General features: G+C 59.4%; 23 protein-coding genes. 13 read left to right on the top strand and 10 right to left on the bottom strand.

The genetic code is table 11. The features are described from left to right. The first annotated feature begins 17 nt into the window (after positions 1 to 17). Together GNF76_RS21035 and GNF76_RS21030 are read left to right on the top strand one after the other, a co-directional pair. Positions 18 to 635, top strand: a complete 618-nt coding sequence (locus GNF76_RS21035; RefSeq protein WP_155585038.1) for a TPM domain-containing protein — start codon at positions 18 to 20, stop codon at positions 633 to 635. Positions 636 to 832: 197 nt separating this feature from the next. After that, positions 833 to 2050 carry a class I SAM-dependent methyltransferase gene (locus GNF76_RS21030; RefSeq protein ID WP_155585037.1) on the top strand — a complete coding sequence of 406 codons (1218 nt, stop codon included), beginning with the start codon at positions 833 to 835 and terminating at the stop codon, positions 2048 to 2050. On the opposite strand, the gene GNF76_RS21025 is transcribed toward GNF76_RS21030, so the two are convergent. The 4 genes from GNF76_RS21025 to GNF76_RS21010 form a co-directional block, all read right to left on the bottom strand. Continuing rightward, entirely contained in the window at positions 2038 to 2940 is a 903-nt protein-coding gene (locus GNF76_RS21025) for a DMT family transporter (RefSeq protein ID WP_155585036.1), read from the bottom strand. The genes GNF76_RS21030 and GNF76_RS21025 overlap by 13 nt on opposite strands. Positions 2941 to 3141: 201 nt before the next feature. After that, positions 3142 to 5703, bottom strand: coding sequence for a TonB-dependent receptor (locus GNF76_RS21020; protein WP_155585035.1), 2562 nt, complete (start codon positions 5701 to 5703; stop codon positions 3142 to 3144). Between the two features lie 129 nt (positions 5704 to 5832). Continuing rightward, entirely contained in the window at positions 5833 to 6801 is a 969-nt protein-coding gene (locus GNF76_RS21015) for a FecR family protein (RefSeq protein ID WP_155585034.1), read from the bottom strand. Next, positions 6798 to 7337, bottom strand: a complete 540-nt coding sequence (locus GNF76_RS21010) for an RNA polymerase sigma factor (RefSeq protein WP_155585033.1) — start codon at positions 7335 to 7337, stop codon at positions 6798 to 6800. Before GNF76_RS21010 ends, GNF76_RS21015 begins: the two co-directional genes overlap by 4 nt. Positions 7338 to 7507: 170 nt before the next feature. Between GNF76_RS21010 and GNF76_RS21005 the strand changes: the two genes are divergently transcribed. Beyond that, a complete protein-coding gene (locus GNF76_RS21005; RefSeq protein WP_155585032.1) occupies positions 7508 to 7840 on the top strand; it encodes a YegP family protein in 333 nt (110 codons plus the stop codon). A gap of 70 nt (positions 7841 to 7910) precedes the next feature. On the opposite strand, the gene GNF76_RS21000 is transcribed toward GNF76_RS21005, so the two are convergent. Beyond that, a complete protein-coding gene (locus GNF76_RS21000; protein ID WP_155585031.1) occupies positions 7911 to 8798 on the bottom strand; it encodes a dihydrodipicolinate synthase family protein in 888 nt (295 codons plus the stop codon). 25 nt (positions 8799 to 8823) lie between these two features. Further along, a complete protein-coding gene (locus tag GNF76_RS20995) occupies positions 8824 to 9606 on the bottom strand; it encodes an aldolase (RefSeq protein ID WP_155585030.1) in 783 nt (260 codons plus the stop codon). A gap of 160 nt (positions 9607 to 9766) precedes the next feature. Here GNF76_RS20995 and GNF76_RS20990 point away from each other — a divergent pair, with 160 nt between their 5' ends. Next, positions 9767 to 10309 carry a helix-turn-helix domain-containing protein gene (locus GNF76_RS20990; RefSeq protein ID WP_155585029.1) on the top strand — a complete coding sequence of 181 codons (543 nt, stop codon included), beginning with the start codon at positions 9767 to 9769 and terminating at the stop codon, positions 10307 to 10309. Between the two features lie 146 nt (positions 10310 to 10455). Here GNF76_RS20990 and GNF76_RS20985 read toward each other — a convergent pair whose 3' ends face one another. Further along, on the bottom strand, positions 10456 to 11472 hold the full coding sequence (locus GNF76_RS20985) for a DUF4917 family protein (protein WP_155585028.1): 1017 nt from the start codon (positions 11470 to 11472) through the stop codon (positions 10456 to 10458). A gap of 124 nt (positions 11473 to 11596) precedes the next feature. Between GNF76_RS20985 and yiaY the strand changes: the two genes are divergently transcribed. Then, positions 11597 to 12745 carry an L-threonine dehydrogenase gene (gene yiaY / locus GNF76_RS20980; RefSeq protein WP_155585027.1) on the top strand — a complete coding sequence of 383 codons (1149 nt, stop codon included), beginning with the start codon at positions 11597 to 11599 and terminating at the stop codon, positions 12743 to 12745. On the opposite strand, the gene GNF76_RS20975 is transcribed toward yiaY, so the two are convergent. Continuing rightward, positions 12742 to 13899 carry an MFS transporter gene (locus GNF76_RS20975; RefSeq protein WP_155585026.1) on the bottom strand — a complete coding sequence of 386 codons (1158 nt, stop codon included), beginning with the start codon at positions 13897 to 13899 and terminating at the stop codon, positions 12742 to 12744. The two genes, yiaY and GNF76_RS20975, sit on opposite strands and share 4 nt — an antisense overlap. A gap of 132 nt (positions 13900 to 14031) precedes the next feature. Continuing rightward, positions 14032 to 15261, bottom strand: coding sequence for an 8-amino-7-oxononanoate synthase family protein (locus tag GNF76_RS20970; protein ID WP_155585025.1), 1230 nt, complete (start codon positions 15259 to 15261; stop codon positions 14032 to 14034). Positions 15262 to 15607: 346 nt separating this feature from the next. Here GNF76_RS20970 and GNF76_RS20965 point away from each other — a divergent pair, with 346 nt between their 5' ends. From GNF76_RS20965 to GNF76_RS20945, 5 genes are all read left to right on the top strand, one after another. After that, a complete protein-coding gene (locus tag GNF76_RS20965; protein WP_155585024.1) occupies positions 15608 to 16282 on the top strand; it encodes an NAD(P)H-binding protein in 675 nt (224 codons plus the stop codon). After that, positions 16282 to 17199, top strand: a complete 918-nt coding sequence (locus tag GNF76_RS20960) for a LysR family transcriptional regulator (RefSeq protein ID WP_155585023.1) — start codon at positions 16282 to 16284, stop codon at positions 17197 to 17199. Before GNF76_RS20965 ends, GNF76_RS20960 begins: the two co-directional genes overlap by 1 nt. A 112-nt stretch (positions 17200 to 17311) precedes the next feature. Then, positions 17312 to 18505 carry a CaiB/BaiF CoA transferase family protein gene (locus GNF76_RS20955; protein WP_155585022.1) on the top strand — a complete coding sequence of 398 codons (1194 nt, stop codon included), beginning with the start codon at positions 17312 to 17314 and terminating at the stop codon, positions 18503 to 18505. After that, complete coding sequence (locus GNF76_RS20950) at positions 18502 to 19440, top strand: hydroxymethylglutaryl-CoA lyase (RefSeq protein WP_155585021.1); 939 nt, start codon at positions 18502 to 18504, stop codon at positions 19438 to 19440. Before GNF76_RS20955 ends, GNF76_RS20950 begins: the two co-directional genes overlap by 4 nt. A 60-nt stretch (positions 19441 to 19500) precedes the next feature. Next, positions 19501 to 20832: an MFS transporter gene (locus GNF76_RS20945; RefSeq protein ID WP_155585020.1), complete on the top strand. Its 1332-nt coding sequence runs from the start codon at positions 19501 to 19503 to the stop codon at positions 20830 to 20832. A 3-nt stretch (positions 20833 to 20835) separates the two neighbouring features. Here GNF76_RS20945 and GNF76_RS20940 read toward each other — a convergent pair whose 3' ends face one another. Continuing rightward, a complete protein-coding gene (locus GNF76_RS20940; RefSeq protein WP_155585019.1) occupies positions 20836 to 21321 on the bottom strand; it encodes a DMT family transporter in 486 nt (161 codons plus the stop codon). A 77-nt stretch (positions 21322 to 21398) separates the two neighbouring features. On the opposite strand from GNF76_RS20940, the gene GNF76_RS20935 reads away from it, so the two are divergent. The 3 genes from GNF76_RS20935 to GNF76_RS20925 are packed head-to-tail and all read left to right on the top strand — an operon-like array spanning position 21399 to position 23437. Then, complete coding sequence (locus GNF76_RS20935) at positions 21399 to 22304, top strand: LysR substrate-binding domain-containing protein (RefSeq protein ID WP_246211953.1); 906 nt, start codon at positions 21399 to 21401, stop codon at positions 22302 to 22304. 27 nt (positions 22305 to 22331) lie between these two features. After that, positions 22332 to 22742 carry a fosfomycin resistance glutathione transferase gene (gene fos, locus GNF76_RS20930; RefSeq protein ID WP_155585017.1) on the top strand — a complete coding sequence of 137 codons (411 nt, stop codon included), beginning with the start codon at positions 22332 to 22334 and terminating at the stop codon, positions 22740 to 22742. A 56-nt stretch (positions 22743 to 22798) separates the two neighbouring features. Then, positions 22799 to 23437 carry a LysE family translocator gene (locus GNF76_RS20925; protein ID WP_155585016.1) on the top strand — a complete coding sequence of 213 codons (639 nt, stop codon included), beginning with the start codon at positions 22799 to 22801 and terminating at the stop codon, positions 23435 to 23437. Positions 23438 to 23531: the final 94 nt, after the last annotated feature.

The following is a 23531-nucleotide window of genomic DNA, read 5'->3' as shown; positions in this document are numbered from 1 at the left end:
AAAGAGCATCTGCAACCATGGCACTACTGACCGAACACGAACAACGCCAGGTCGCCGAAGCGATCGCCAAGGTCGAGCAACAGACCGACGCAGAGCTGGTGACCGTGTTGGCCGCCCGGGCCGACGATTACGCCTACATCCCGCTGCTGTGGGCCAGCCTGCTGGCGCTGGTGGTGCCGGGGATCATTCATTACCTGTCCGGCTGGCTGACCATGCACACGTTGCTGCTGGCACAGTGGGCGACCTTTATCGTGTTTTGCCTGCTGTTCCGTTTGCCGAAGATCACTACTCGGCTGATCCCGCGTTCCGTGCGGCACTGGCGGGCATCGAACCTGGCGCGGCGGCAGTTCCTGGAGCAGAACCTGCACCACACGGTGGGCAGCACCGGGGTGCTGATTTTTGTCAGCGAAGCCGAGCGTTATGTGGAAATCCTGGTGGATGACGGCATCTCCAAACGCCTGGACGACAGCAGTTGGGATGCCATCGTCAAAGCCTTCACCCAGCAGGTGAAACAGGGGCAGACATTGGCCGGGTTTATCGCCTGCATTGAAGCCAGCGGGGAATTGCTCAAGGTGCATGTGCCGCTGACGCAGACCCGCAATGAGCTGCCGAATCGGTTGGTGGTGCTCGAATAGGACCCCACTGTGGGAGCTGGCTTGCCTGCGATGCAGGCGCCTCGATACGTCAGATACACCGAGGTGATGCTATCGCAGGCAAGCCAGCTCCCACACGAGCCCAGCTCCCCCATTGACCGTTGATCAAATAACCCCGTGCCCTCAAGCCCCATCCGCCCTAAAATGCCCGGCATTCCCTGCCCGAGGCGTTTTTGTTCATGTCCGTCACCGCTAAACCTGCCAGCCTTGCGCCGGATCATCACGCACAGTTCCTCGAACTGCTGAGCGCCAGCCTTGAGCAAAACGCCTTTATCAAGCTGGTGCTGGCCAAGTACGTCGGCAGTGAAGCGGACCTGCAACGGTTGATCATCAAGCCGACGACGCTCAAGGAGCAGCCTTGCCTGTCCTTTGTCTATCGCTACAAGACCCGTGATATCACCAAGAATTTCTCCCTGGCCGATGGCGTAGCGGCGATTGCCGAGTTGTTGCCGGCGTCGTTCAAGAACGCGCATTTGCTTTCCGTGACCGACGAAGCCCAGCTGGAATACAGCAAGAAGAACAAAAGCTCGTTGTTCAAAAGCAAGCCACAGCAATTGCGCGAAGCGCCGTCCGCCGAGCATAACCGTGAGAAACATCGCTTCCTCGACCTGAGCCGCCCGTTTCTCGCCGACCTGGGCGTGACCAACGCCAGGCACGAGTTGATCCCGGCGATGTCGCGCAAGTGGAAGCAGATCAACAAGTTCATCGAAGTGTTCAGCCATGCGCTGACCTCGTCACCCTTGAAGCTGGACCAGCCGGTACGGGTCGCAGACTTCGGTTCGGGCAAGGGCTACCTGACGTTCGCCATCCACGATTACCTGCGCAATACCCTCAAGGCCGAGGGCCAGGTAACCGGCGTTGAATTGCGTGAAGACATGGTCACCCTGTGCAACAACGCCGCCGCCCAGCTGGAGCACCCGGGGCTGGTGTTCAAGTGCGGTGACGTGCGCAGTGTGGCGCCCAGCGAGCTGGACGTGATGATCGCCCTGCATGCCTGCGACATTGCCACCGACTATGCAATCCACACGGGTATCCGCTCCGGTGCGTCGATCATCATGTGCTCGCCGTGCTGCCACAAGCAGATCCGCCTGCAGATCCAGAGCCCGGTGCTGCTCAAGCCGATGCTGCAATACGGCCTGCACCTGGGGCAGCAGGCGGAAATGGTCACCGACAGCCTGCGGGCGTTGTTCCTGGAAGCCTGTGGCTACGAGACCAAGGTCTTCGAGTTCATTTCGTTGGAGCACACCAACAAGAACAAGATGATCCTCGCCGTCAAACGCGCCGAGCCGTTGGACAACGCGCCGTTGCTGGCGAAAATCCAGGAACTCAAGGCGTTCTACAGCATCACTGAACACTGCCTGGAAACCCTGCTGCGAGCCGACGGTTACCTGGCCTGATCAGCGATTGCTGCGGGCGCAGGCCGCACCGCCGTCTTGCGCCCCAGCATCACCGTGACAATCACCCCGCAGGCAAACAGCCAGGTAATCGGCTCAATGTGTTCGCCAAAGAACAGCGCTGAAAAGGCGATGGTGAAGAAAATCTGCAACAGCTGAATCTGGCTGACCCGGGCAATGCCGCCCATGGCCAGCCCGGCGTACCAGGCAAAGAAACCGAAGAACTGGGAAAACAGCGAGACGTAACCGAACGCCCACCAGGTGCGCGGGGAAATCGGTCCTTCATGCTGCATCGCCAGGTACAGTACCGGGCCGATCAACACCGGTGTCGACAGCACCAGCGCCCAGCAGATTACCTGCCAGCCGCCCATCTCCTTGGCCAGTCGGCCCCCTTCGGCATACCCCAGGCCGCCCACGGCAATCGCCCCGAGCATCAGCAAATCGCCGGCCTGAATACTGCCGGCTCCGGTGATCAGCGCATAACTCAACACCAATGCACTGCCCAGTGCCGCGCAGGCCCAGAAGGCTTTTGACGGACGCTCATGGGATAACCATGCCGCGTACAACGCCACGCACAGCGGTTGCAGACCGTTGACCAGCGCCCCGTGGGACGCCGGCAGGGTTTGCATGGCCCAGGCCGACAGCACCGGAAAGCCAAGGATCACCCCGGCGATCACCAGCGTGAGGCCACGGACCTGGCGCCAGGTTGGCCACTGCTCGCGGCGCCACAGCAACAGCAATGCCGCTGGAACCGCCGCGAACAGTGCTCGGCCCAGGCCATTGAGCAACGGGTGGATTTCCTGCACCACGATGCGGGTGAAGGGCAGGGTGAGGCTGAAGATGATGACACCCAACAAGCCGAGGGCCATGCCGGTGTTTTCGCGGGAGCTCATGGGGGGACCAGAATCTGAAGGACCGGGAGTGGGTCTTCATCTAGCCATAAAGCCCGAAAAGCGGGTGCCTACAGCTGGGTGCAGATTTATCCGTACAGTTGTGCTGAAACTGGAACTGGAACTGGAACTGGAACTGGAACTGGAACTGGACCTGTAGCCGCTGCCTCGTGCCTCGGTAGCGGCTACAGGTGCAAGATCGCTTTAGAAGAACCGCGTCACGCTGATCTTGGCATTGCGCCCCTCGGTGTAAGCCATATCACCACTCAACGCAGGCCGGTAATTATTGTTGAACAGATTGTCCACGGTGAAGTTGACCTCTGTGCCTTTCAGGTAAGCCTGCTGCGGCTTCCAATTGGCGAACAGGCCCTGGGTGTTGTAGCTATCGTTGGCATATTGGTCGTAGAACCTGTCCCCTAAGCCGGAACCCAAGCCACCGGAGTACTTGTCGCTCGGCAGGCGGTCGGTCTTGCGTACGAACTGCCCTTGCCAGCCCACTTGTGCGTCCCAGCCTGGGATCTTGGTCCCCAGTACCACTACCCATTTGGCCGGCGGAATATCCCGTGCCCAGACACTCGGCCCCCACGGATTGGTATAGGCATTGTCGCGTTTGCCGGTGGCCCAGGAGTACGACAGAGAACCGAACAGGTAGGTCGAGTCGTAGTAACTTTCGACCTCGAAGCCCTTGATCGTCATACCGCCGATATTGCGGTAGTTGGACATGGCGGGCATGCCCTTGCATGACTCGTTAATCGTGCCGCCGACGAGGGTCTGGTTTTCGCATCCGACGCCGGTGGCCTTGAAAATCTCGTCCTCGATCCGGTTATGGAAGAGCGTCGTGCGCAGTTGCAGGTTGTCGCCATTGGCGACGACGTTGGCAAAGTGGGTGATGTTGCCCACGGTGATCGCCGTGATGCGTTCCGGGTTGAGGTCGACACTGGTGGCGGTGCGGTTGCCCAACCCCTGGACTTCATATTGTTCGTCGATCACCGGCGCGCGCCAGGTCCTGCTCCAGTTGGCGAACATCGCGACATCCGGGGTGACCGTCCAGAACGCCGCCAGACGCGGCGACCAGCCGGTGTAGGTGCGGTCACTGTAGTCGTGACCAAGCGCGGGGTCCGGGCTGTTGTAATACGGTGCGTCGTTGCCATCCCCTCGGTTGCGCACATGGTCATAACGCAGCGATGGGGTGAGGGTCACGTCGCCCAGGGTGATCGCATCCTGAATGTAGAAGGCGTTGGTGTCGACCTTACCGCGGGGCATGAAGGCGGGCTGGAAGTGCCCGTAGTTATGCTTGGCGGTGTTGTAAGTGGAGCCCGGCATCCACATTTCGGTGTCGCGGTTGTGTTTGCGGACCTGCACCCCCGTGGTCACGGCATGTTCCAGTGGCCCGGTGGCAAACAGGCTGGTGTTGCGCAGTTCGAGAGTCCGGTCCTTGTAGGCGGTGTCCATCTTCCGGCCGCCCGTGGCCAGGGAAAAGAGTGCATTGGCGTCGCGCTCGTCGGTCTGGTCGGTGGTGGATTCCGAGTAGCTGAGTTTCAGGTCCACCAGTGGATTGTCCAGCGGCTGGTATTCGTATTTGCTCGACCAGGTGGTGTCGACGGTATCGCGGTTGGCGAGCAAACGTTTTAGCGCGCCTTCGTAGCCATATTTATCAATGGCGTACTGCTGCGGCGGCGAGGGGTAGCTTGCGGCCGAAAACGGTGTCCAGCGCTGGCTGTGGGAGCGGGAATAGGACAGACCGACGCTGTGTTCGTCGGTGAGGTGCATGTTGAGCTTGAATAGCTTGCCGTCCACATCCTGGGCGCTATTGGGCAGGCGCTTGGGGTTGATCGGGTAGTTATTGCCAGGGTCGGGCAGCGTCGCGGCCAGCTTCATGTCGCCGCCGTCACGCTGGGTCAGATAGGCCAGGGCGTCGAAACGACCGTCATCGGTACGGCCGTAGACGGCACCGCTGTAGACTTGCTGATGGTCATTACTGGCGTAACTGTACTTGAGCATCGCGCCGGAATTGCGACCGTCCCTGAGCAGGTCGGGGGCATCCTTGGTGATCATGTTGACCGTGCCGCCAAAACCGCCATTACCGGTGAAGGCCGAGTGCGGCCCTTTCTCCACCTCGATGCTTTTGATCAGTTCGGGCTCGATGAACACGGTGCCTTGTTGATAGCGCTCGAAGCTACTCTTGGCCGCACCGTCGACGGTCAGTGGCACGTCCTCGGCATCCCCCAGGCCGCGAATGTTGATGGTCTGGCCGCCGGGTTTCATCGAGCCACCCATGCTGATGCCCGGCAGCGTCTGGAGCAGGCTGGGAATGTTGCTGGGCTGGTAGCGGTCGATATCGGCCTGGGTCAGGGTGGAGCGGCCGACCGTGGTGGAGTCCACTTGATTGCCGGTACCGATCACACTCAAGGCGTCGAGTTGGACAGTACCGCTGTTGGTGGTTTTGCCTTCATCGGGGCGCACGACGTAGGTGCTGCCGACCTTGATCAGGGTGAATTCAGCATTTTTCAGCAGGGTACGGATCGCCACTTCCGGGGTGTACTCGCCTTTGAGGGCGGGCGCCTGGACGTTTTTCAGCAGGGCTTCATCGAACAGCAACTGGATGTTCGCCTGTTGCGCCACCTGACTCAGGGATGTGGCCAGGGACTGGGCGGGCAGTTGCAGGGCGAACGACTCGGCTTGTGCGTGCAGGCTGAAAACCAGGCACGAGGCGATGAGCGTCGGTCGAAGAAACAGAGGCTGGACGTGGTAAGGCGCGCGAAACATGAAATCCCCCAAAGCGGCAAAAAGTGCCAGAAAGGCATGCGTATCAAACGCAGACGGGAGGAAGACGGGGCAGGAGAAAGAAACCTCACATGCGAATGAAAAATATTCTCAAGTATGAAGCTTCGGGCGTTACTTGCGGGCTTCGATCCTGACTTTTCCGTCTGCCAGGGCCACGGTTTTCACCGGCAGCAGGGCCGGTAGAGCATTGAGCAGAGCATCTGGATCGTTCACATCCAGATTGCCCGAGACCTTCAACTGCGCCACGGCGTTGTCCACTTGAACGCTGGCGGTGGGGCGGTACAGGCCCAATTCATCGATCAGGCTGGCCAGCTCGCGATTGCGAAACGACAGGTGCCCGCTGCGCCAGTCGGCGACCTCGCCGACATTGAGCGTTTGTTGTTGCAAGGTGCCCTTTGCGTAGTGCCAGACGGCGCGTTGTTGTGCGCCGAGCAAGGTGGCAGGAGCCTTGAGGTTCGGGTCGAAGGCCACTTCGCCATGAGCGACGCTGACGACCAACTGTTGCTGACTGCGCCGTACATCGAAACCGGTGCCCACCACCCGCACATTGGCCTCGCCGGCTTGTACAAACAGCGGCCGCTCTTTATCGGCGGCCACCTCGATGTACAGCTGGCCCTGATCCAGGTGAACGATGCGTTGATGGGCATTGAAGTCGACCCGCAAACGCGTGTTGGCATTGACGTACAAGGTACTGCCATCGGGCAGGTGCAGGGTGCGTATGCCCTTGTGATGAGCCGCGACCTGGGTGTGGAACAGTGTCCGTGGCGCACCGATATTGCTGGCCAACAGGGCACAGACCAGAGCGGCCGCCACTGCCAGTGCCGGGCGCCAGATAGCGGGCTTGCGGGTGGGCAATACCACCGGTTTATTCAATTGCTGCAACTGGGCGAGGTCAGCCCACAGTTGTTCGAATTCGGCGTAGGCGCGGGCATGGGCCGGCACGGTTTGCCAGGTGGCAAATGCCTTGCGGTTGGCGCGACTGCTGTCGTTACGGTTACGCGCAAACCAGCTGGCAGCCTGAGCATCGATGGAGTCGTGTGCTTCGATTTCACAGCGGTCGATGTCGCTCAAGCGGGTCATTCTGGCTGCTCCTTGCCGGGTACGTGTTGAAGTCGCTGCTTGCAGTGCAGCAGGGCAAAGGCAATGTGCTTCTCCACCATGCTGATCGAAACCCCCATGCGCTCGGCGATCTGCGCTTGGCTCAAGCCTTCGAAGCGATGAAGCATAAGGGCTTCTCGCCTGCGGGGCGAGAGTTCGGCGAGGACTTCTTTCAACTGTTCCAGGCGTTGCAAGCGATGGGCGGCGGCCATGGGGTCGTTTTGCTCGTCGGTGACAGGCTCGGCATCCCGGTCGGCCTGTTCCTGATGGACGGTGCGGCGTACCTTCTGTTTGCGCCAGTGATCACGCAGCAGATTGCGCGCCATCTGGAACAGAAATGCCCGTGGCTGTTCGACCTTGGCCCGGTCGCGGTAATCCAGCCATTGGGTGAAGACATCCTGGGTCATGTCCGCCGCGTCGCTGGCGTTGTCCGTGCGTTTGCGCAGGAAATGCAGGATGTCTGCATAGAACCCGCGAAAGGCATCGGCCGACACCGGGTCGGGCTTGGGACGAGACATGGATATCCTTCTTGACGAAGCACGCTGTAGAAAAGTCGCGAATGATATCGAGAATTATTGCTATTTGTCTCCCTGCAAATACCAATGCCCGGTCTCAGGTGGCAAAAAGCTGAACATGGCCTTTAATCCTACGGGTCGTTGACGATATTTGTATTTAAAGGGAGCAGATCATGGCTGGATGGTATGAGTTAGCAAAAAGCAGCAATGGGCAGTTTCGCTTTGTCCTCAAGGCAGGCAACGCGGAAACCATTTTGACCAGCGAGCTTTACACCACCCGCAGCGCCGCTGAAAACGGTATCGCCTCGGTTCAGACCAACAGCCCACTCGATGAACGGTATGAGAAAAAAGTCGCCAAGAACGGCCAGCCGTACTTCAACCTCAAGGCGGCCAACCATCAAGTGATTGGTAACAGTGAGCAGTACTCGTCGGAAGCGGCGCGGGACAAGGGCATCGAAAGCGTCAAGACTAACGGCCCCACCGCGACCATCAAAGACAAGACTTGATGGCCCTTCGCAAACACAAAAGCCCCGACGCGCGAGCGCCGGGGCTTTTTTGTGGAGCAGCGGTTATGGCTTAACGCAACTTGGCCAAGAGTTCGCTCAGTTGTGCACGGCCGGTTTCAGACAGCGGGAACACCGGCAACCGCGGATCCCCCACTTCCAACCCAGTCAACCGCAACCCGGCCTTGATCGTCGCAGGCAAGCCGCCCTTGAGGATGAAATCCAGGAACGGCAACTGGCGATAAAACAGCGCCCGCGCCTTCGTCAGGTCGTTGGCCAACACCGCCTGATACAGGTCCAGGTTGAGCTGTGGAATCAGGTTCGCTGCCGCCGTGCACCATCCTTTGGCACCGGCTGCAAACGCTTCCAGGGCCAATGGGTTGCAGCCGTTGTAGAACGGCACCTGGCCGTCGCTCAGGCGGTGCAACTGGTGCATGCGCTGAATATCACCGGTACTTTCCTTGACCATGGTCACGTTATCGACCTGCTTGAGAATCCTCAGGATCAAGTCCACTGACATGTCGGTGCCGCTGGTGGCCGGGTTGTTGTAGAGCATGATCGGTACGCTGACGCTGTCGCCGATGGCGGCATAGTGGGCGAGGATTTCCGCCTCGCTGAGTTTCCAGTAGGACGTTGGCAGAACCATCACCACATCGGCACCGTGGGCTTCGGCGAAGCGCGCACGGCGTACGGCCTTGGCGGTGGTCAGGTCGGAGACGCTGACGATGGTCGGCACGCGCTTGGCGACTTTCTGCAGGCTGTAGGCGCTGACCTCATCCCACTCGGCATCGCTCAGGTAGGCGCCTTCGCCGGTGCTTCCCAGCGGTGCAATGGCGTGCACGCCGCCGTCGATCAAACGGTCGATGGAGCGGCCCAGGGCGTCGAGGTCAAGGCGTTCACCGCCGGCGCTGAAAGGGGTGATGGTGTAGCCGATAATGCCGTGAATAGAAGGGCTGGACATGGAAAGTCTCCGGTCGAAAAGGGGTTCAGTTCAGGCAATCGGCGTGTTGACGCAGGTTCTGCCGAGCGTAGTAGTTAAAGGCGGCAGCATGGCGCTTGGGCTTGGAAATCCAGTCATGGGCCTCACGCCCCAGTTCCGGCAGGATTGGTTTGACAGTGCCTGCCGACATCGCCAGCAACTGCAGCTTGGCCGCGCGCTCGATCAACTGTGCGATCACGCACGCTTCTTCGATGGTGGTACCGGTGGACAGTTGGCCGTGGTGAGAAAGCAGAATCGCACGCTTGTCGCCCAGGGCGGTGGTGATGATTTCGCCTTCTTCGTTGCCGACCGGCACGCCGGGCCAGGCTTCCAGGAAGGCACAATCGTCATACAGCGGGCAGAGGTCCATGTGGGACACCTGCAGCGGTACTTCCAGCATCGACAACGCGGCGATATGGGTCGGGTGGGTGTGAATGATGCAGTTCACATCCGGCCGGCCACGGTAGACCCAGCTGTGAAAACGGTTGGCCGGGTTGGGCATGCCATGGCCTTCGAGGACTTCCAGGTCTTCGTTGACCAGCAGCAGATTGCCGGCGGTGATTTCATCAAAACCCAGGCCCAGTTGCTGGGTGTAGTAAGTGCCAGGTTGCGGGCCGCGGGCGGTGATCTGCCCGGCGAGGCCGGAATCGTGGCCGTTCTCGAACAGAATACGGCAGGTCAGCGCCAGCTTTTGCCGGTCGGTCCACGTATTATCCGCCAGGGTGTTTTGCATCTGGCTCAGCGCTTGCTTGACCAGTTGGTCTTTGGGGAGTGCTAATGTCTTGGCCATGTTGGTGTCCTTTGGCTAGTTCAATGGACGTCGGATTTGCTCGTTCCCCGCTGCTCGCAAGGTCGTTGGGTGAACGCAAATGACACTTAAGAGACTATATGACACAATGTGTCATTGGCAAGCACTCATCATCGACTCTTTCATGGATTAACCGCTGCACATGTCTATCCGTTTGAAAATACTGAGAAAAAAACTTGGCGTGACCCTGGAGGCCCTGGCCGAAAAGTCCGGGATGACCAAGAGCTACCTGTCGAAGGTCGAACGGGGCCTCAACACGCCGTCGATTGCCGCCGCGCTGAAACTGGCCAAGGCGCTGAACGTGAAGGTCGAAGAGCTGTTCAGCGAAGACAATGTCAGCCTCGACAGCTACAGCCTGGTGCGCAGCCACGAGCGTCAGGCGCTGTCGGGTAGCGATGCGTCACCGGGTTATGCCGTGCTGGCCCATCAGGTCAGCGAGCGCAACCTGTTGCCGTTCATCATCTATCCACCGGCGGAGTTCACCGACAAGACCTTCAAGGAGCACTTGGGGGAGGAGTTTCTGTTTGTGCATGAAGGCCGGGTGGAGGTGGACTTCATGAACGAACGGGTGATTCTGGAGCGGGGCGATGCGCTGCACTTCAATGCGCAGAAGCCCCACCGGATCCGGTCGGTGGGTGAGGTGCAGGCGCAGTTGCTGGTGGTGGTGCACAGCAGCGAAGAATGACCGTAACTCGGTCAAGTGTGGGAGCTGTCGAGCTTTAGCGAGGCTGCGATAGGATCACCTCGGTGTACCTGTCAGACCGCAGCGCCTGCATCGCAGCCTCGCTAAAGCTCGACAGCTCCCACAGTTGATCGTCTATGTTCAGCCGATCAGTGCTCCACGGGAACCGACAATGCCGGATTACCCAGCGCGTGCGTGCGCGCATCAAAGAACCGCAGCTCTACCTGCATCCCCTCGAACAGCCCCGCATAACGTCGCTTCTGCTGTTGGATAAACCCTTCGCTGCGACCGAACACCGAAATCGCCAAGGTCTTCACCTTGGCTTGCCGAATCGCCTGCACCAAGTGTGAATCCTGTGGCCCCAGGTGATGCCCGAAGATGCACAGCGCGCCTTCATGGTTCAGCAGCTGTTCGTAGCAGAACGACAGGTAATCAGAGCTGCGGATGGTCTTGAGCTTCTCCTCAACCTTGCCTTCGCTGACAAACAGCGGCACATCGTCGAGGGTCTTGATCGTATTGTTGATCGCAAAGCTGCTGAGCAAGGTGCTGTCGGTGGTGGGCAGTTTACGCGCCGTGCCGTCCAGGTTTCTCACCAGGTGCAGGCCGCCGTGCAGGTACAAAATACGGCTGCTGTCGCTTGCGGTATTACGCAGGTCAAAGCTTGAGTCGGCACTGCGAAACAGATCATCGATGCCCGGTACATGCAGGATTGACCAGTAGTTGAGCAGGTCGTAGTTACTGGTGAACACCGTGGAATAGCGGGACAGTTCCTGATGGATTGTTGTCAGCGTCGATGGCTGCACCAGGCGCCACGGAATATGCACGCCGTGGATGGTGTTGATCAGTGCTTCCTTGATCGCGTAGTAACGATTGCGCGGTGCCGCCGAGCTGACCGCCAGGGCCTTGTTGACCCGACTGGTGGTTTTCAGTGCGCCCAGCACCTGCTCGAAACTGCGAGTTTGCATTGCGTCGAACACGCTCAGTTCGGATTGGCTAAGGGGCTTTTCCTCCACGGTGCGTGCGTTTTCGAATAGTGAGTCGTAGGCAAAGTCCTCCCACACCGCGCGGCTGGCGCCGTTGCCGATCAGAATCCCGCTGAAGTCGGTGCTGCTGCGCAGGGCGCTCCAGTCTTCAAGGTGGGCGTCAATATCCTGGAAATCCTTCATTGCGGCGGGTCTACTCAAAACGGCTGGGGGGTGACTTTATCATGAGCAGGGCTTGATCCTGATCAAGATGCCGCAGGCGAGGGCGGTCGATGCTGTAGCCATCAACGCTCCCAGAGGATTCTTCATGAGCAGCACCTTCTTCATCCCCGCGGTCAACATCATGGGCATCGATTGCCTCGACGAAGCCATGACAGCCATCCGCAACTACGGCTTTCGCAAAGCGCTGATCGTCACCGATACGGGCCTGTCCAGGGCGGGGGTGGCCAGCATGATCGCCGAGAAGCTGGCGATGCAGGACATCGACTCGGTGATCTACGACGGCGCCAAGCCCAACCCCAATGTCGAAAACGTCGAGAAAGGCCTGGCCCTGCTTCAGCAAAGTGCCTGTGATTTCGTGGTGTCCCTGGGCGGCGGCTCGCCCCATGACTGCGCCAAGGGCATCGCCCTGTGCGCCACCAACGGCGGACACATCGGCGACTATGAAGGCGTCGACCAGTCGGTCAGGCCGCAACTGCCGCTGGTGGCCATCAACACCACCGCCGGCACCGCCAGTGAGATGACCCGCTTTTGCATCATCACCGATGAAACCCGTCACGTGAAAATGGCCATCGTCGACCGTAATGTCACGCCGCTGCTGTCGGTCAACGACCCGGCGCTGATGGTCGGCATGCCCAAGGGCCTGACCGCTGCCACCGGCATGGACGCCCTGACCCACGCGATCGAAGCCTACGTCTCCACTGCCGCCACGCCGATCACCGACGCTTGTGCGATCAAGGCCATCGAACTGATCAGCGCCAACCTGCGCCTGGCGGTGCGCGACGGTAATGACATGGCTGCCCGGGAAAATATGGCGTATGCGCAGTTCCTCGCCGGGATGGCGTTCAACAACGCCTCCCTGGGTTTTGTGCACGCCATGGCGCACCAGTTGGGTGGCCTGTATGACTTGCCCCACGGCGTGTGCAATGCCGTGCTGTTGCCCCACGTGCAAAGTTTCAACGCCAGCGTCAGCGCCGAGCGCCTGAGCGATGTCGCCAGGGCCTTGGGCGCGGACATCAAGGGCGTGACCCCGGAAGAGGGTGCTCAGGCTGCCATCCTTGCTATTCGCGTCCTGTCCCAGGACGTCGACATTCCTGTTGGCCTGCGGGAGCTGGGTGCCAAATTGCAGGACATCCCGCTGTTGGCCAGTAACGCGCTCAAGGACGCCTGCGGCCTGACCAATCCGCGGCGTGCCGATCAGCGCCAGATTGAAGAGATCTTTCGCAGCGCCTTTTAATCAGCTCGGGATCGGGCGACGCACAGCAGTGCGCCGCCCGCCAGCGCCACACATAGCAGCGCCAGTGGCCATGCTTGCTGACTGGCCAGTAAGCTGGCGACACCGCCGATCATGGCGGCCGTCAACTGATGCATGAAACCGCTCAACGCTATGGCGTAGGACCCACTCACCGGTGATGCATCATTGGCCAGAGACAAGCTGATGGGGTAGCTCATCGATTGTCCGAACACGGCCAGGCAATACGGCAGCCACAACAGGACTGCCAGGCCGCTTGCGAACACGCTGCCCAGCAACATCGTGGTACTGCCGCACATCACCAGCGCCACGCCCCAACTCATCATCGACAGGCGCCCAGTGCGTGCGACGAAACGATTGACCATCAGCGCGCCGGCCAGATACGCCGCGCTGATCGGCCAGCCCAACAGTCCATATTCTGCTGCGCTCCACGCGAAGTGCCCTTGCAGGATCAACGGTGCGCAGGTATTGAATGCGATGATCACGCCATAACCCAGGCCTCCTGCCAGGGCCGCCCGCAGGAATGCCGGATGGCGCAGGATCGTGCCGTAGATTCGCCAGGCGGACATTTGCCCAGGCACCTTCAATAAGGCGGGGAATGCGACCCGCTGCAACGCAATCATCAGCCCGATGGCCGCGAGTGCCAGCCCATAAAAAATTGCTTTCCAGCCGAACGCTACCTGTAGCAATGAGCCAATAAACTGACCGATCCCCAGAGCGATCACGAAGGTCATTCCCAGCCACGACAATCCCTTGGCCAACAGCGCACCGCTGAAACTGTCGCGGACCAGCACCCGCGCCATCACCGACACACCGCCCGCGCCCAGGCCCTGAATCAAGCGCAGAGCCAGGAAGGATTCGAGGTTGTAAGCCGAGGGAATCGTTGCGGTGGCCAAGACATACAAAGCTAATGCCGCGAACAACACGGGCTTTCTACCCACTCGCTCTCCAAGGCTGCCCCACAACAGCATCGGAAGGGCCATGCCGATCAGGTAAACCGCTAGGGCCAGCGCCACCTGATCTTCAGCTGCCGGCAACGCCTGGGCAATCGCCGGGACGGCGGGCAAGTAAATACTGATGCCGACTTGGGACAAAAAGGCAGCGCTACAGGCGATTGTCAGGGTTGTGGTGCTTTTCAAGGGCAGAATATCCTTACTGTAGTAAGTCTCTAGTAGAAGGTTGGGAGAGTGTTTGTCTTGCAGTTTTACCGTTTAAGCGTGTGCCTGGTAATATGCTGGTCTGCGTTTTTAGTGTCTCGGTATTTTGGCTTTTTAATGGTTATCTGTTTCGATGTGCTGCTTCATTAAGTCGGTTAGTTTGGTGCAGAATAAACGAATTAGTGAGTGGGACATATCTGCTCGTAATGTGATACGTATGGCGGCTTTCCCTCGTGGTACCACCGGAAAGAATACGGCTGAGGTAAAGAATCCATTGTTCGCGAGTTTGATGGCTAACGTGTTTGCTGTTTTGGCGTCGCCACAAGTGATCAGGCGGATTGCGGTGTTTGCCCCCGATTGCTCTGTTTTTATTAGGCTGTCGAAAAGTTTGATGTTGGCCTGAAGTGTTTTTTGAAGAGTGGCGAGTTCATCTGTCTTGTGTATTTTAATGGATGCCAATCCTGCTCCGATGGCCGCAGAGTTTAAACTTTGGGACCAGTTGTTAGGCCCTCCGTAGCGATATATGAGCTTTTTTTGACGCTCGCTACCAAACATGACTAAGCCGCCGCTTGCTCCAAACGATTTGCCAAGCGATGCGACTATAATAATTTGATCATCTAGCTGTGAAAGTCGTGGTCGTACATATCCGCGCCCACCTTCTCCTACTGCCGATAAAGCATGAGAGTCGTCTAGATAAAGGAATAGCCCATAGCGTGACTTCAAATAAAGTAGGTTCTCCAAGTCGGCAACGCCGCCCATGCTATATATGCCATCAGCTACGTACGCAATTTTTTTATGCTTTTTACATAAATCTTCGAGAAATGAGATGTCATTATGAGGTGCAGTAATCACTTCTGTCTCATCGGCGCATGAGGCTTTAAGGTGACTCATTGAATAATGGGATTTTTTATCGAATACCATGACGGGAGGAGTGTTGTCTGTAAATACACCGCTGGCAAGCAAAGGTAATATTCCAGAACTGGCAGCGCTACAAGAAAGGGTGCTCAGGCAAATCGCACTAAAAAGTTCGGAAAGTTCTGTTTCATATTGGTCAAGTATGGCGAGTTTGCAGCGATTTTTAGAGTTTGCAATGCGTAATGTTCCGGCGTTTTGTATACCGCAAATCGCACCTTTAAGAATTTCTTTGTGGTAATCCAGTCCTAGATATGAGGTCGTGCAAAAATGATAGATGTTTCGTCCATACTGATCGGTAAGAAGGTTGTTGCTGTCTACTGAGACATTTAATTCGCAGATTCGGCCTGATTTTGCCGTTTGCCAGTCATTATCTGCTAGTTGAATTATTTTTTTGTAGTTTGTGAATTTGTTGAATGAAGAGCTATCCATCGCTGATTTGTCCTTTATGTTTGTAGGGGCAGAACCTTAGCGAGTAAATGTATTTTGAAAAAGTCGGGCGTTTCCCATGCGTCTTATTCAGGTTGGAGTTTTTGATGTGGGTAAGGTCCTACTTTTTTATGGTGAAATTGTCGCTTCGTTTGTTTTTAGGGAGTCTGTAGATATCTCACCCTATGGGCGGCAGTGCCGTTCAGTGGGCGGGGCAAAATAATATGGTTTTCGAAAGCTGTTACCACACACGCTTGGGTTCAGTGTTAACTTGCAGAATTATTGTGCCCAGAAGAGAGGGCGCGAGGATCGTTTACCGTTCAGTAAACACCTGAGCCGGGGAGTTTTTATGAGAGTTCTGTTATTCGGTGCCACCGGCATGGTCGGCCAGGGCGTGTTGCGCGAGTGCCTGCTGGCCAGTGATGTGCAGGAAGTGGTGGCGGTCGGCCGTACGCCCCTGACCCAGGAGCACGACAAACTGCATCAGGTGCTGCACACCGACATGCTCGACTTCCAGCCCCTGGAAAACCTGTTGCAAGGATTCGATGCCTGCTTCTTCTGCCTGGGCGTGTCGTCGGTCGGCATGGATGAAGCCAAGTACACTCACCTGACCTACGACCTGACTTTGGTGGCTGCCAGCACCCTGGCCCGGCTCAATCCACAGATGACCTTTGTCTACGTGTCCGGCGCCGGCACCGACAGTTCCGAGACCGGCAAAGTGATGTGGGCCCGGGTCAAGGGCAAGACTGAAAACGCCTTGCTGCGCCTGCCGTTCAAGGCGGTGTATCTGTTTCGCCCCGGCATCATTCAGCCACTCCATGGCGTACGCTCGAAAACCCCGCTTTATCAATCGGTCTATACGCTGCTGGGTCCGCTGTTGACCCTGGCCCGGCGCCTTTGGCCTGCGCGGGTGGTCAGCACTGAGGTGCTTGGGCAGGCGATGCTGACGGTGGTTCGCCAGGGCAACGCGCAACCGGTGGTGGAGCAAGTTGATATCAATCGCTTGGCCAACGAGCGCGTCTGATGCTGCAAAAAAGCCTGATCCGTCGCCTTGACCTGATCACGTTGCAGCTGTTTGTCGCGGTGCATGAAGAGGGCACTCTGACCCGCGCTGCTGCCCGGGAGGCCATTGCGGTTTCGGCCGCCAGCAAACGCCTGGTGGAGCTGGAGCAGGCGCTGGGTGTGGCGTTGTTTGTGCGCCAGGCCAGAGGCATGAGCCTCACGGCTGCTGGCGAAACGCTGTTGCACCACGGCCGGCAGATGCTATTCAACGTCGAGAAAATGGGCCTGGAACTGGGGGAGCATAGCCACGGCGTGCGAGGCTATGTACGCATGCTGGCCAATCTTTCGGCGATCATTCAGTTTTTGCCTGAAGACTTGCGCGACTTTTCCGAGTCGCATCCCAAGGTCAAGACCGACCTCGAAGAGCGCCCCAGTAATGGGGTCGTTCAGGGTGTGCTCGACGGCGTTGCGGACCTGGGCATTTGCTCCAGCGATACCGACACCAAAGGTTTGCTCAGCGTGACCTATCGCCGGGACACGCTGGTGGTGCTGATGCCAGCGGATCACCCATTGGCCCGCCGCGAAACCCTGGCCTTTGCCGACACCCTGGACAGTGACTATGTCGGCCTGCACTCGGCCAGCTCCATCAATATGCGCACCCATGCCGCCGCGCGTGAAGCCGGTAAACTGCTGCGCCTGCGGATTCATGTGCCGGGGTTTGATGCGATGTGCCGGATGGTCCAGGCCAACATGGGCATCGGCATCCTGCCGCAAAAAGCCTATGAGCTGTTCGGCCGCGCCTTGGGGCTGCAAGCGGTACCGTTGACGGATGAGTGGGCGGACCGGCAGTTGATTCTGGTGATCCGCAATGAGGTTTCGTTGTCGCCGGTCAGTCGATTGCTGTTCGAATACCTGCAAGGCACTGAAGCACCAATCTGACAGATCGTATGCGTTCGCGTTTCACGAACGTTCGTTGCCAACTGAAGATTGGATTTATACCGTTGCCGTCCTCTAGCCTTGGCCCACATTCCAAGAACAAGAGGTACACCCCATGACGGCTGCCCTGAACGGTATCAAGGTGATCGAGATCGGCACGTTGATCGCCGCGCCGTTCGCCGCGCGGCTGCTGGCCGAATTTGGCGCCGAGGTGATCAAGGTCGAGGCCATGGGGCAGGGCGATCCGCTTCGCAAATGGCGAAAGCTGCACCAGGGCACGTCGCTGTGGTGGTACCTGCAATCACGCAACAAAAAGTCCCTGGCCCTGGACCTCAAGTCTGCCGAAGGCATCAGCCTGATCAAGCAACTGCTGGCCGACGCCGACGTGTTGATCGAAAACCTGCGCCCCGGTGGCCTGGAAAAGCTCGGCCTGGGCTGGGATGTATTACACGCCCTCAATCCCAAGCTGACCCTGGTGCGTATCTCCGGCTACGGCCAGACCGGCCCTTATCGTGATCGGCCAGGTTTTGGCGCCATCGGTGAGGCCATGGGCGGGATTCGCTACACCACCGGCAATCCCGATTCGCCACCGGCGCGGGTTGGCATCAGCCTCGGCGATTCCCTGGCCTCATTGCACGGCGTGATTGGCGCCTTGATGTCGCTGTTGCGGGTCAAAACAGGTCAGGGCGACGGCCAAGTGGTGGACGTCTCCCTGGCGGAAAGCGTGTTCAACCTGATGGAAAGCCTGGTTCCGGAATACGACATGCTCGGTCATGTTCGTGAACGCAGCGGCGGCGCCTTGCCGGGTATCGCACCGTCCAACACCTACCTCACGGCGGACGGCGCCTACGTGGTGATTGCCGGCAACAGTGACCCGATCTACAAGCGCCTGATGACCACCATTGGCCGCGTCGATCTGGCCGAAGCCGAGGAGTTTGCCCACAACGACGGACGTGCGGCCCAAAGCGGCCTGCTGGACGCGGCGATCACACATTGGACCAGCAGCTTGCCCATCGACCAGGTGCTCAGTGCCCTGGAGGCGGCCGAAGTACCTGCCGGGCGCATCTACTCTGTGGCCGATATCGTCGCCGATCCGCACTACCAGTCCCGGGACATGCTGCTCAACGCCGAACTGCCCGGTGGCCTGACGGTGAAGATGCCCGGTATCGTGCCCAAGCTCTCGCAAACCCCCGGTGAAGTGAACTGGCAGGGGCCGAGCCTGGGCCAGCATACCGATGACATCCTTGGTGGGCTGGGCTTGACCGGTGTCGATATACAACGCCTGAAAGCCTCGGGAGTGGTGCAATGAAAAACGATGCAGACCCGCTGATCGTGCAAGAAGTCTCGCCTCGGGATGGCTTGCAGATAGAGCCGACCTGGGTCGAGACCGTCGACAAGATCGCCCTGATCGACCAGTTGTCCCTGGCTGGATTTTCACGAATAGAAGCCGGGTCATTCGTTTCACCCAAGGCCATCCCGGCCCTGCGTGATGGCGAGCAAGTCTTCCAGGGCATCACCCGTCGCCCAGGCATCATTTACGTGGCACTGATTCCCAACCTCAAGGGCGCCGTACGGGCGGTCGGCTCCAGGGCCGATGAGTTGAACCTGGTGATGTCCGCCAGCCAGACCCATAACCTGGCCAATATGCGCATGCGCTGCGAAGCCTCCCTGGTGGCCTTTGGCGACGTGGTCAGCTTTGCCGCCGACCACCCGGTGCGGCTCAACGGCAGCATCGCCACCACCTTCGGTTGCCCGTTCGAAGGTAAGGTCGACGAAGACCGTGTTCTGCAATTGGTGGACGCGTATCTGGCGTTGGGCATCCAGGGCGTGACGCTGGCCGATACCACGGGCATGGCCAACCCGCGTCAGGTCGAGCGCCTGGTCAAACGGGTGCTGGAGCGGGTGGGCGCCCATGATCTGACCCTGCATTTTCACAATACCCGCGGCCTGGGGTTGTGCAATGTGCTGGCCGCCTATGAAGCCGGTGCCCGGCGTTTTGACGCGGCCCTCGGTGGCCTTGGTGGTTGTCCGTTTGCGCCGGGGGCCTCGGGCAATATCTGCACCGAAGACTTGGTCAACCTGTGTGATGAAGTCGGTATTCACACCGGCATCGACCTGCCTCATCTGTTGCGCATGTCCCGGCAACTGCCGGCGCTGCTCGGCCACGAACTACCTGGCCAGGTGGCCAAGGCGGGGCGCAACTGCGACCTGCATCCGGCGCCGGGCTACATCGCAACGCTGTAAGTCTCAACCAGACAACAAAAACAATCGGACACCTGCGGGCAGTCCACCTGGAGAAAAACAATGAGCCTTAATACGTTGGAGGCCGGCGCGCGCCCGGTCGCTGAGCACGACGCCGAAAAGGCCCTGGTCAGCAAGGTCGTCTGGCGCCTGATGCCGCTGATCATGGTGTGCTACCTGTTCGCCTTTTTTGATCGCATCAACATCAGCTTCGCCAAGTTCCAGTTACAGGCCGACCTGAGCTTGAGCGACACCGCCTACGGCCTGGGGGCGGGGCTGTTTGTCGTCGGCTATGTGATCTTCGAAGTGCCGAGCAACATGATGCTGTACAAGGTCGGCGCCCGACGCTGGATCGCGCGGATCATGATGTCCTGGGGCCTGGCCACAGCGGCCATGGTGTTTGTGACTGCCGAATGGCAGTTCTACGGGTTGCGTTTCATCATTGGTGCGATGGAGGCGGGATTTGCACCGGGTGTGCTGTATTACCTGACCCTGTGGTTCCCGCAACACTACCGCGGACGCATCACCTCAATGTTGTTCCTGGCCTCCGCGTTTGCCGGGTTGGTGGGCGCGCCATTCTCCGGGCTGGTGCTGGAACATCTGGACGGCGTGCTGCAGATGCGTGGCTGGCACTGGCTGTTCCTGCTGGGTGGTTTACCCTGCATCGGCCTGGGCTTTCTGGTACTGACCCTGCTCAAGGACCGCATCGAGGACGCCCACTGGCTGAGCGCGTCAGAGAAGGCCTTGTTGTCCAGCCGCATTGCCCGGCATGAGCCGAACAAACATGGCGGTTCGCTGCTGGCGGCGATACGTATCCCGGGTTTCCTGATGCTTGGTTTTATCTACTTCCTGATCCAGGTCGCGTCTTACGGCTTGAACTTCTGGGCGCCACAACTGATCCGCAGCGCCGGTACCCAAAGCCCGGTGATGATCGGCTTGCTGACGGCGATTCCCTACGTGTGCGGCGCCATCAGCATGGTGGTGATCGGACGTTTATCGGACGCCACCGGCGAGCGCCGCAAGTTTGTCAGCGGCTTGGTGGCTCTGGGCGCGGTGGGGTTCTTCTGTGCCGGGATCTTTGCCAATCACACCACGTTCCTGATTGTTGCCTTGGGCCTGTTGGGCGCGGGTATCATCGCCTCAATTCCGACCTTCTGGACCTTGCCACCGAAACTGCTGGCCGGCGCAGGGGCCGGGGCGGCAGGCGGGATCGCAGTGATCAACACTCTGGGTCAGTTCGGCGGCATCGTCAGCCCGGTGATGGTCGGCCGAATCCGCGACCTGACTGGCAGCACCACACCCGCCCTCTATGTCATCGGTGTGTGCGCGCTGATCGCAGCGGCACTGTTGCTCTGGGGCTTGCCGCAAAAGTTGCGGACACTGGACAAGTTCTGATCATCAAGCGGCTGCCAGGGCTTTACTCGGCGCCGCACTGAACTGAATCAACACCACGCCTGCGATCAACATCAGCGCCCCGATCAACCTGGGTGCTGTCAGGTGCCGCTCCATCAGGCCGAACAGCCCGAAGTGATCCAGCAGCAGCGAGGCAATGATTTGCCCGGCCATGGCCAAGGCAATAAACCCCGACGCGCCCAGCTTGGGCAGCAGGATCAGGGCCAGGGAAATGAAGCACACCCCGAACGCGCCACCGGCCCACATCCATAAGGGGGCCTTGGTGATGAACGCCAGGCTGGGCAGCGGCAAGCGCAGCGCCACGATGACGGGCAGCAACACCACGATACTCACCAACAATGACGCCAGGGTCGCCCATAACGGGTGCCCCAACCCTCGTCCGAGATTGGCGTTGATCGCGCTTTGAAACGGCACCACCGCGCCTGCTACCACCGCCAACAGCAACAAGCCTACCCAATGCAACGTGGTCATGAAGATTCTCCCAGAGGTTTTTCTGGACTCTAGAGCATTCGTCGCGCAAATTTAAATTCCAAGTTCTTATGCTGGACATGCATCAGATGAATGATCTGCGCCGCATCGACCTCAACTTGCTGGTGGTCCTCGACGCCTTGCTCAGCGAGCAACACGTCACCCGTGCCGCCGAGCGCCTGCACCTGAGCCAGCCGGCGGTGAGCCATGCCCTGGCGCGCTTGCGCGATCTGCTGGGAGATCCGTTGCTGGTACGCCAGGGCGGCACGCTGGCGCCTACGCCTCGCGCACTGGAGTTGGCCGCGCCGTTGGCCGATGCCCTGGCCCAGGTGCAAGCGCTACTGGCCCCCAACCGTTTTGATCCCGCCTCGGCCAAGCGCACCTTTCGCCTGGCCATGTCGGACTACGGCGCTGCGCTGCTGTTGCCGGGACTGGTACGCACACTGCGTCGGGAAGCTCCAGGGATCGATCTGTTGATTATTCCTGCCAGCCGCGAAGGCATGGTCGAGGGTGTACTCAACGGCGATATCGACCTGGCCGCCGGGGTGTTTCCCGACCTGCCGGCGGAGCTGCGCAGCACACCTTTGTTCGAGGAACACTATGCCTGCCTGGTAGACCGCGACAGCCTGCCCGCCGATGGAATCCTCGACCTGCCCACCTACCTGGTGCGTCCCCACGTCTTGTTGGAAATGCGCGGCAGCGGGACCCCGGAAATCGAACGGGCGCTGACGGCGATTCGTGAACGTCGACACGTCGCCATCAGCCTGCCGCATTGGGGCGTGGCCCCCCAACTGATCCAGGGCACCGACCTGATTCTCACCGTGTCGTCCCGCAGCCTGCTGGACATTGACCAGACGCGGCTGTTGGCCGTACCGCCGCCGTTTCCTATCCCGCCCTTTGCCTTTGTGCTGGCCTGGCATTCGCGGCGGGGAGGGGATCCGGCGTTGCAGTGGTTGATTGAGCAGGTTGAGAATGTATTGTCTTGATGTTCACGCCCAAAAAGGACTCACAACATGCTCTCAGGCCTCAACCACCTGACCCTGTCCGTCACCGACCTGAATCGTAGCGTCGGCTTCTACCACGGCCAGCTACACCTGCACCTCGATGCCACGTGGGACAACGGCGCTTACCTCTCTCTGCCCGGGCTGTGGTTGTGCCTGTCGTTGGACCCGTTGCGCCCCAGCGTGCCAGCGGCCGAATACACCCACTACGCATTCAGCGTCGCCGCCGCCGACTTTTCGGCTCAAGTGGAGCGTCTGCGAGCCGCCGGTGTGGAGGAATGGCGGGACAACCGCAGTGAAGGCGCCTCGTTCTATTTTCTCGATCCCGACGGCCATAAGCTGGAAATCCATGTCGGTGATCTGGCGTCACGCCTGCAGGCCTGTCGTGACAAGCCTTACGCGGGAATGAAGTTTTACCCGTAGCCACAGAACAGGCAGAATCAACCGGCCTGTTCTCCCACTGCCAGAGCCAAACGCCCATGACTTCATCCTTGTTGTTTGCCGTCCTCGCCTCGGGTTTTATCTACGCCATTACGCCAGGCCCTGGCGTGTTGGCGGTGTTCGGCATTGGTGCCGCACGCGGCCGTCGTGCCGGGGCCGGTTTTTTGTGCGGGCATTTGCTGGGGGATGTGGTGTGGTGCAGCACCGCGTTGATCGCCATCGTCGGCGCCCGGGAAATCGGCAGCAGCGCCTTTGATGTGCTGGGTGTGCTGAGCGGCCTGTATCTGTTCTGGCTTGGCTGGCGCGCTATCCGCACCCAGCGCAGCAGCGGGGAAACACCTCAGGGTGCGGCGCGTAAACCGTTCTGGCACGGCATCCTGTTTGGCCTGACCAACCCCAAGGCCTATCCGGTGGCCGTGGCGACCTTCACCGCGTTGCTCTCCAGCCGCGCTGAATTGCTGACCTGGTCGATGCTGCCGTGGCTGATCTTCATCAGCTTTGTAGGCGGGATTGCCGCCTACGCGATCCTCATTGGGGTGGTCGGCGCCCGGCAGGTGCGTGCTGTTTATCAGCGCCATGAAGTGATGATCACTCGGCTGTGTGGGGTGATGTTTATCGGCTTTGCCATCAACGCCCTGGCTCACGCGTTGCCGGGGTTATTCGGGCACAAGGCATGAACCAACGAAGACCATTCGTCGCACTGGCCAGTTTTTTCTAAACCTTTGCTGCCTTGAAAATTCAAATTCAGGGCGGGGTTCGTTCCCCGACACC

The sequence above is a fragment of the Pseudomonas spelaei genome (assembly GCF_009724245.1).
GTDB lineage: Bacteria > Pseudomonadota > Gammaproteobacteria > Pseudomonadales > Pseudomonadaceae > Aquipseudomonas > Aquipseudomonas spelaei.
This window is presented reverse-complemented; position numbering and strand designations above follow the sequence as displayed.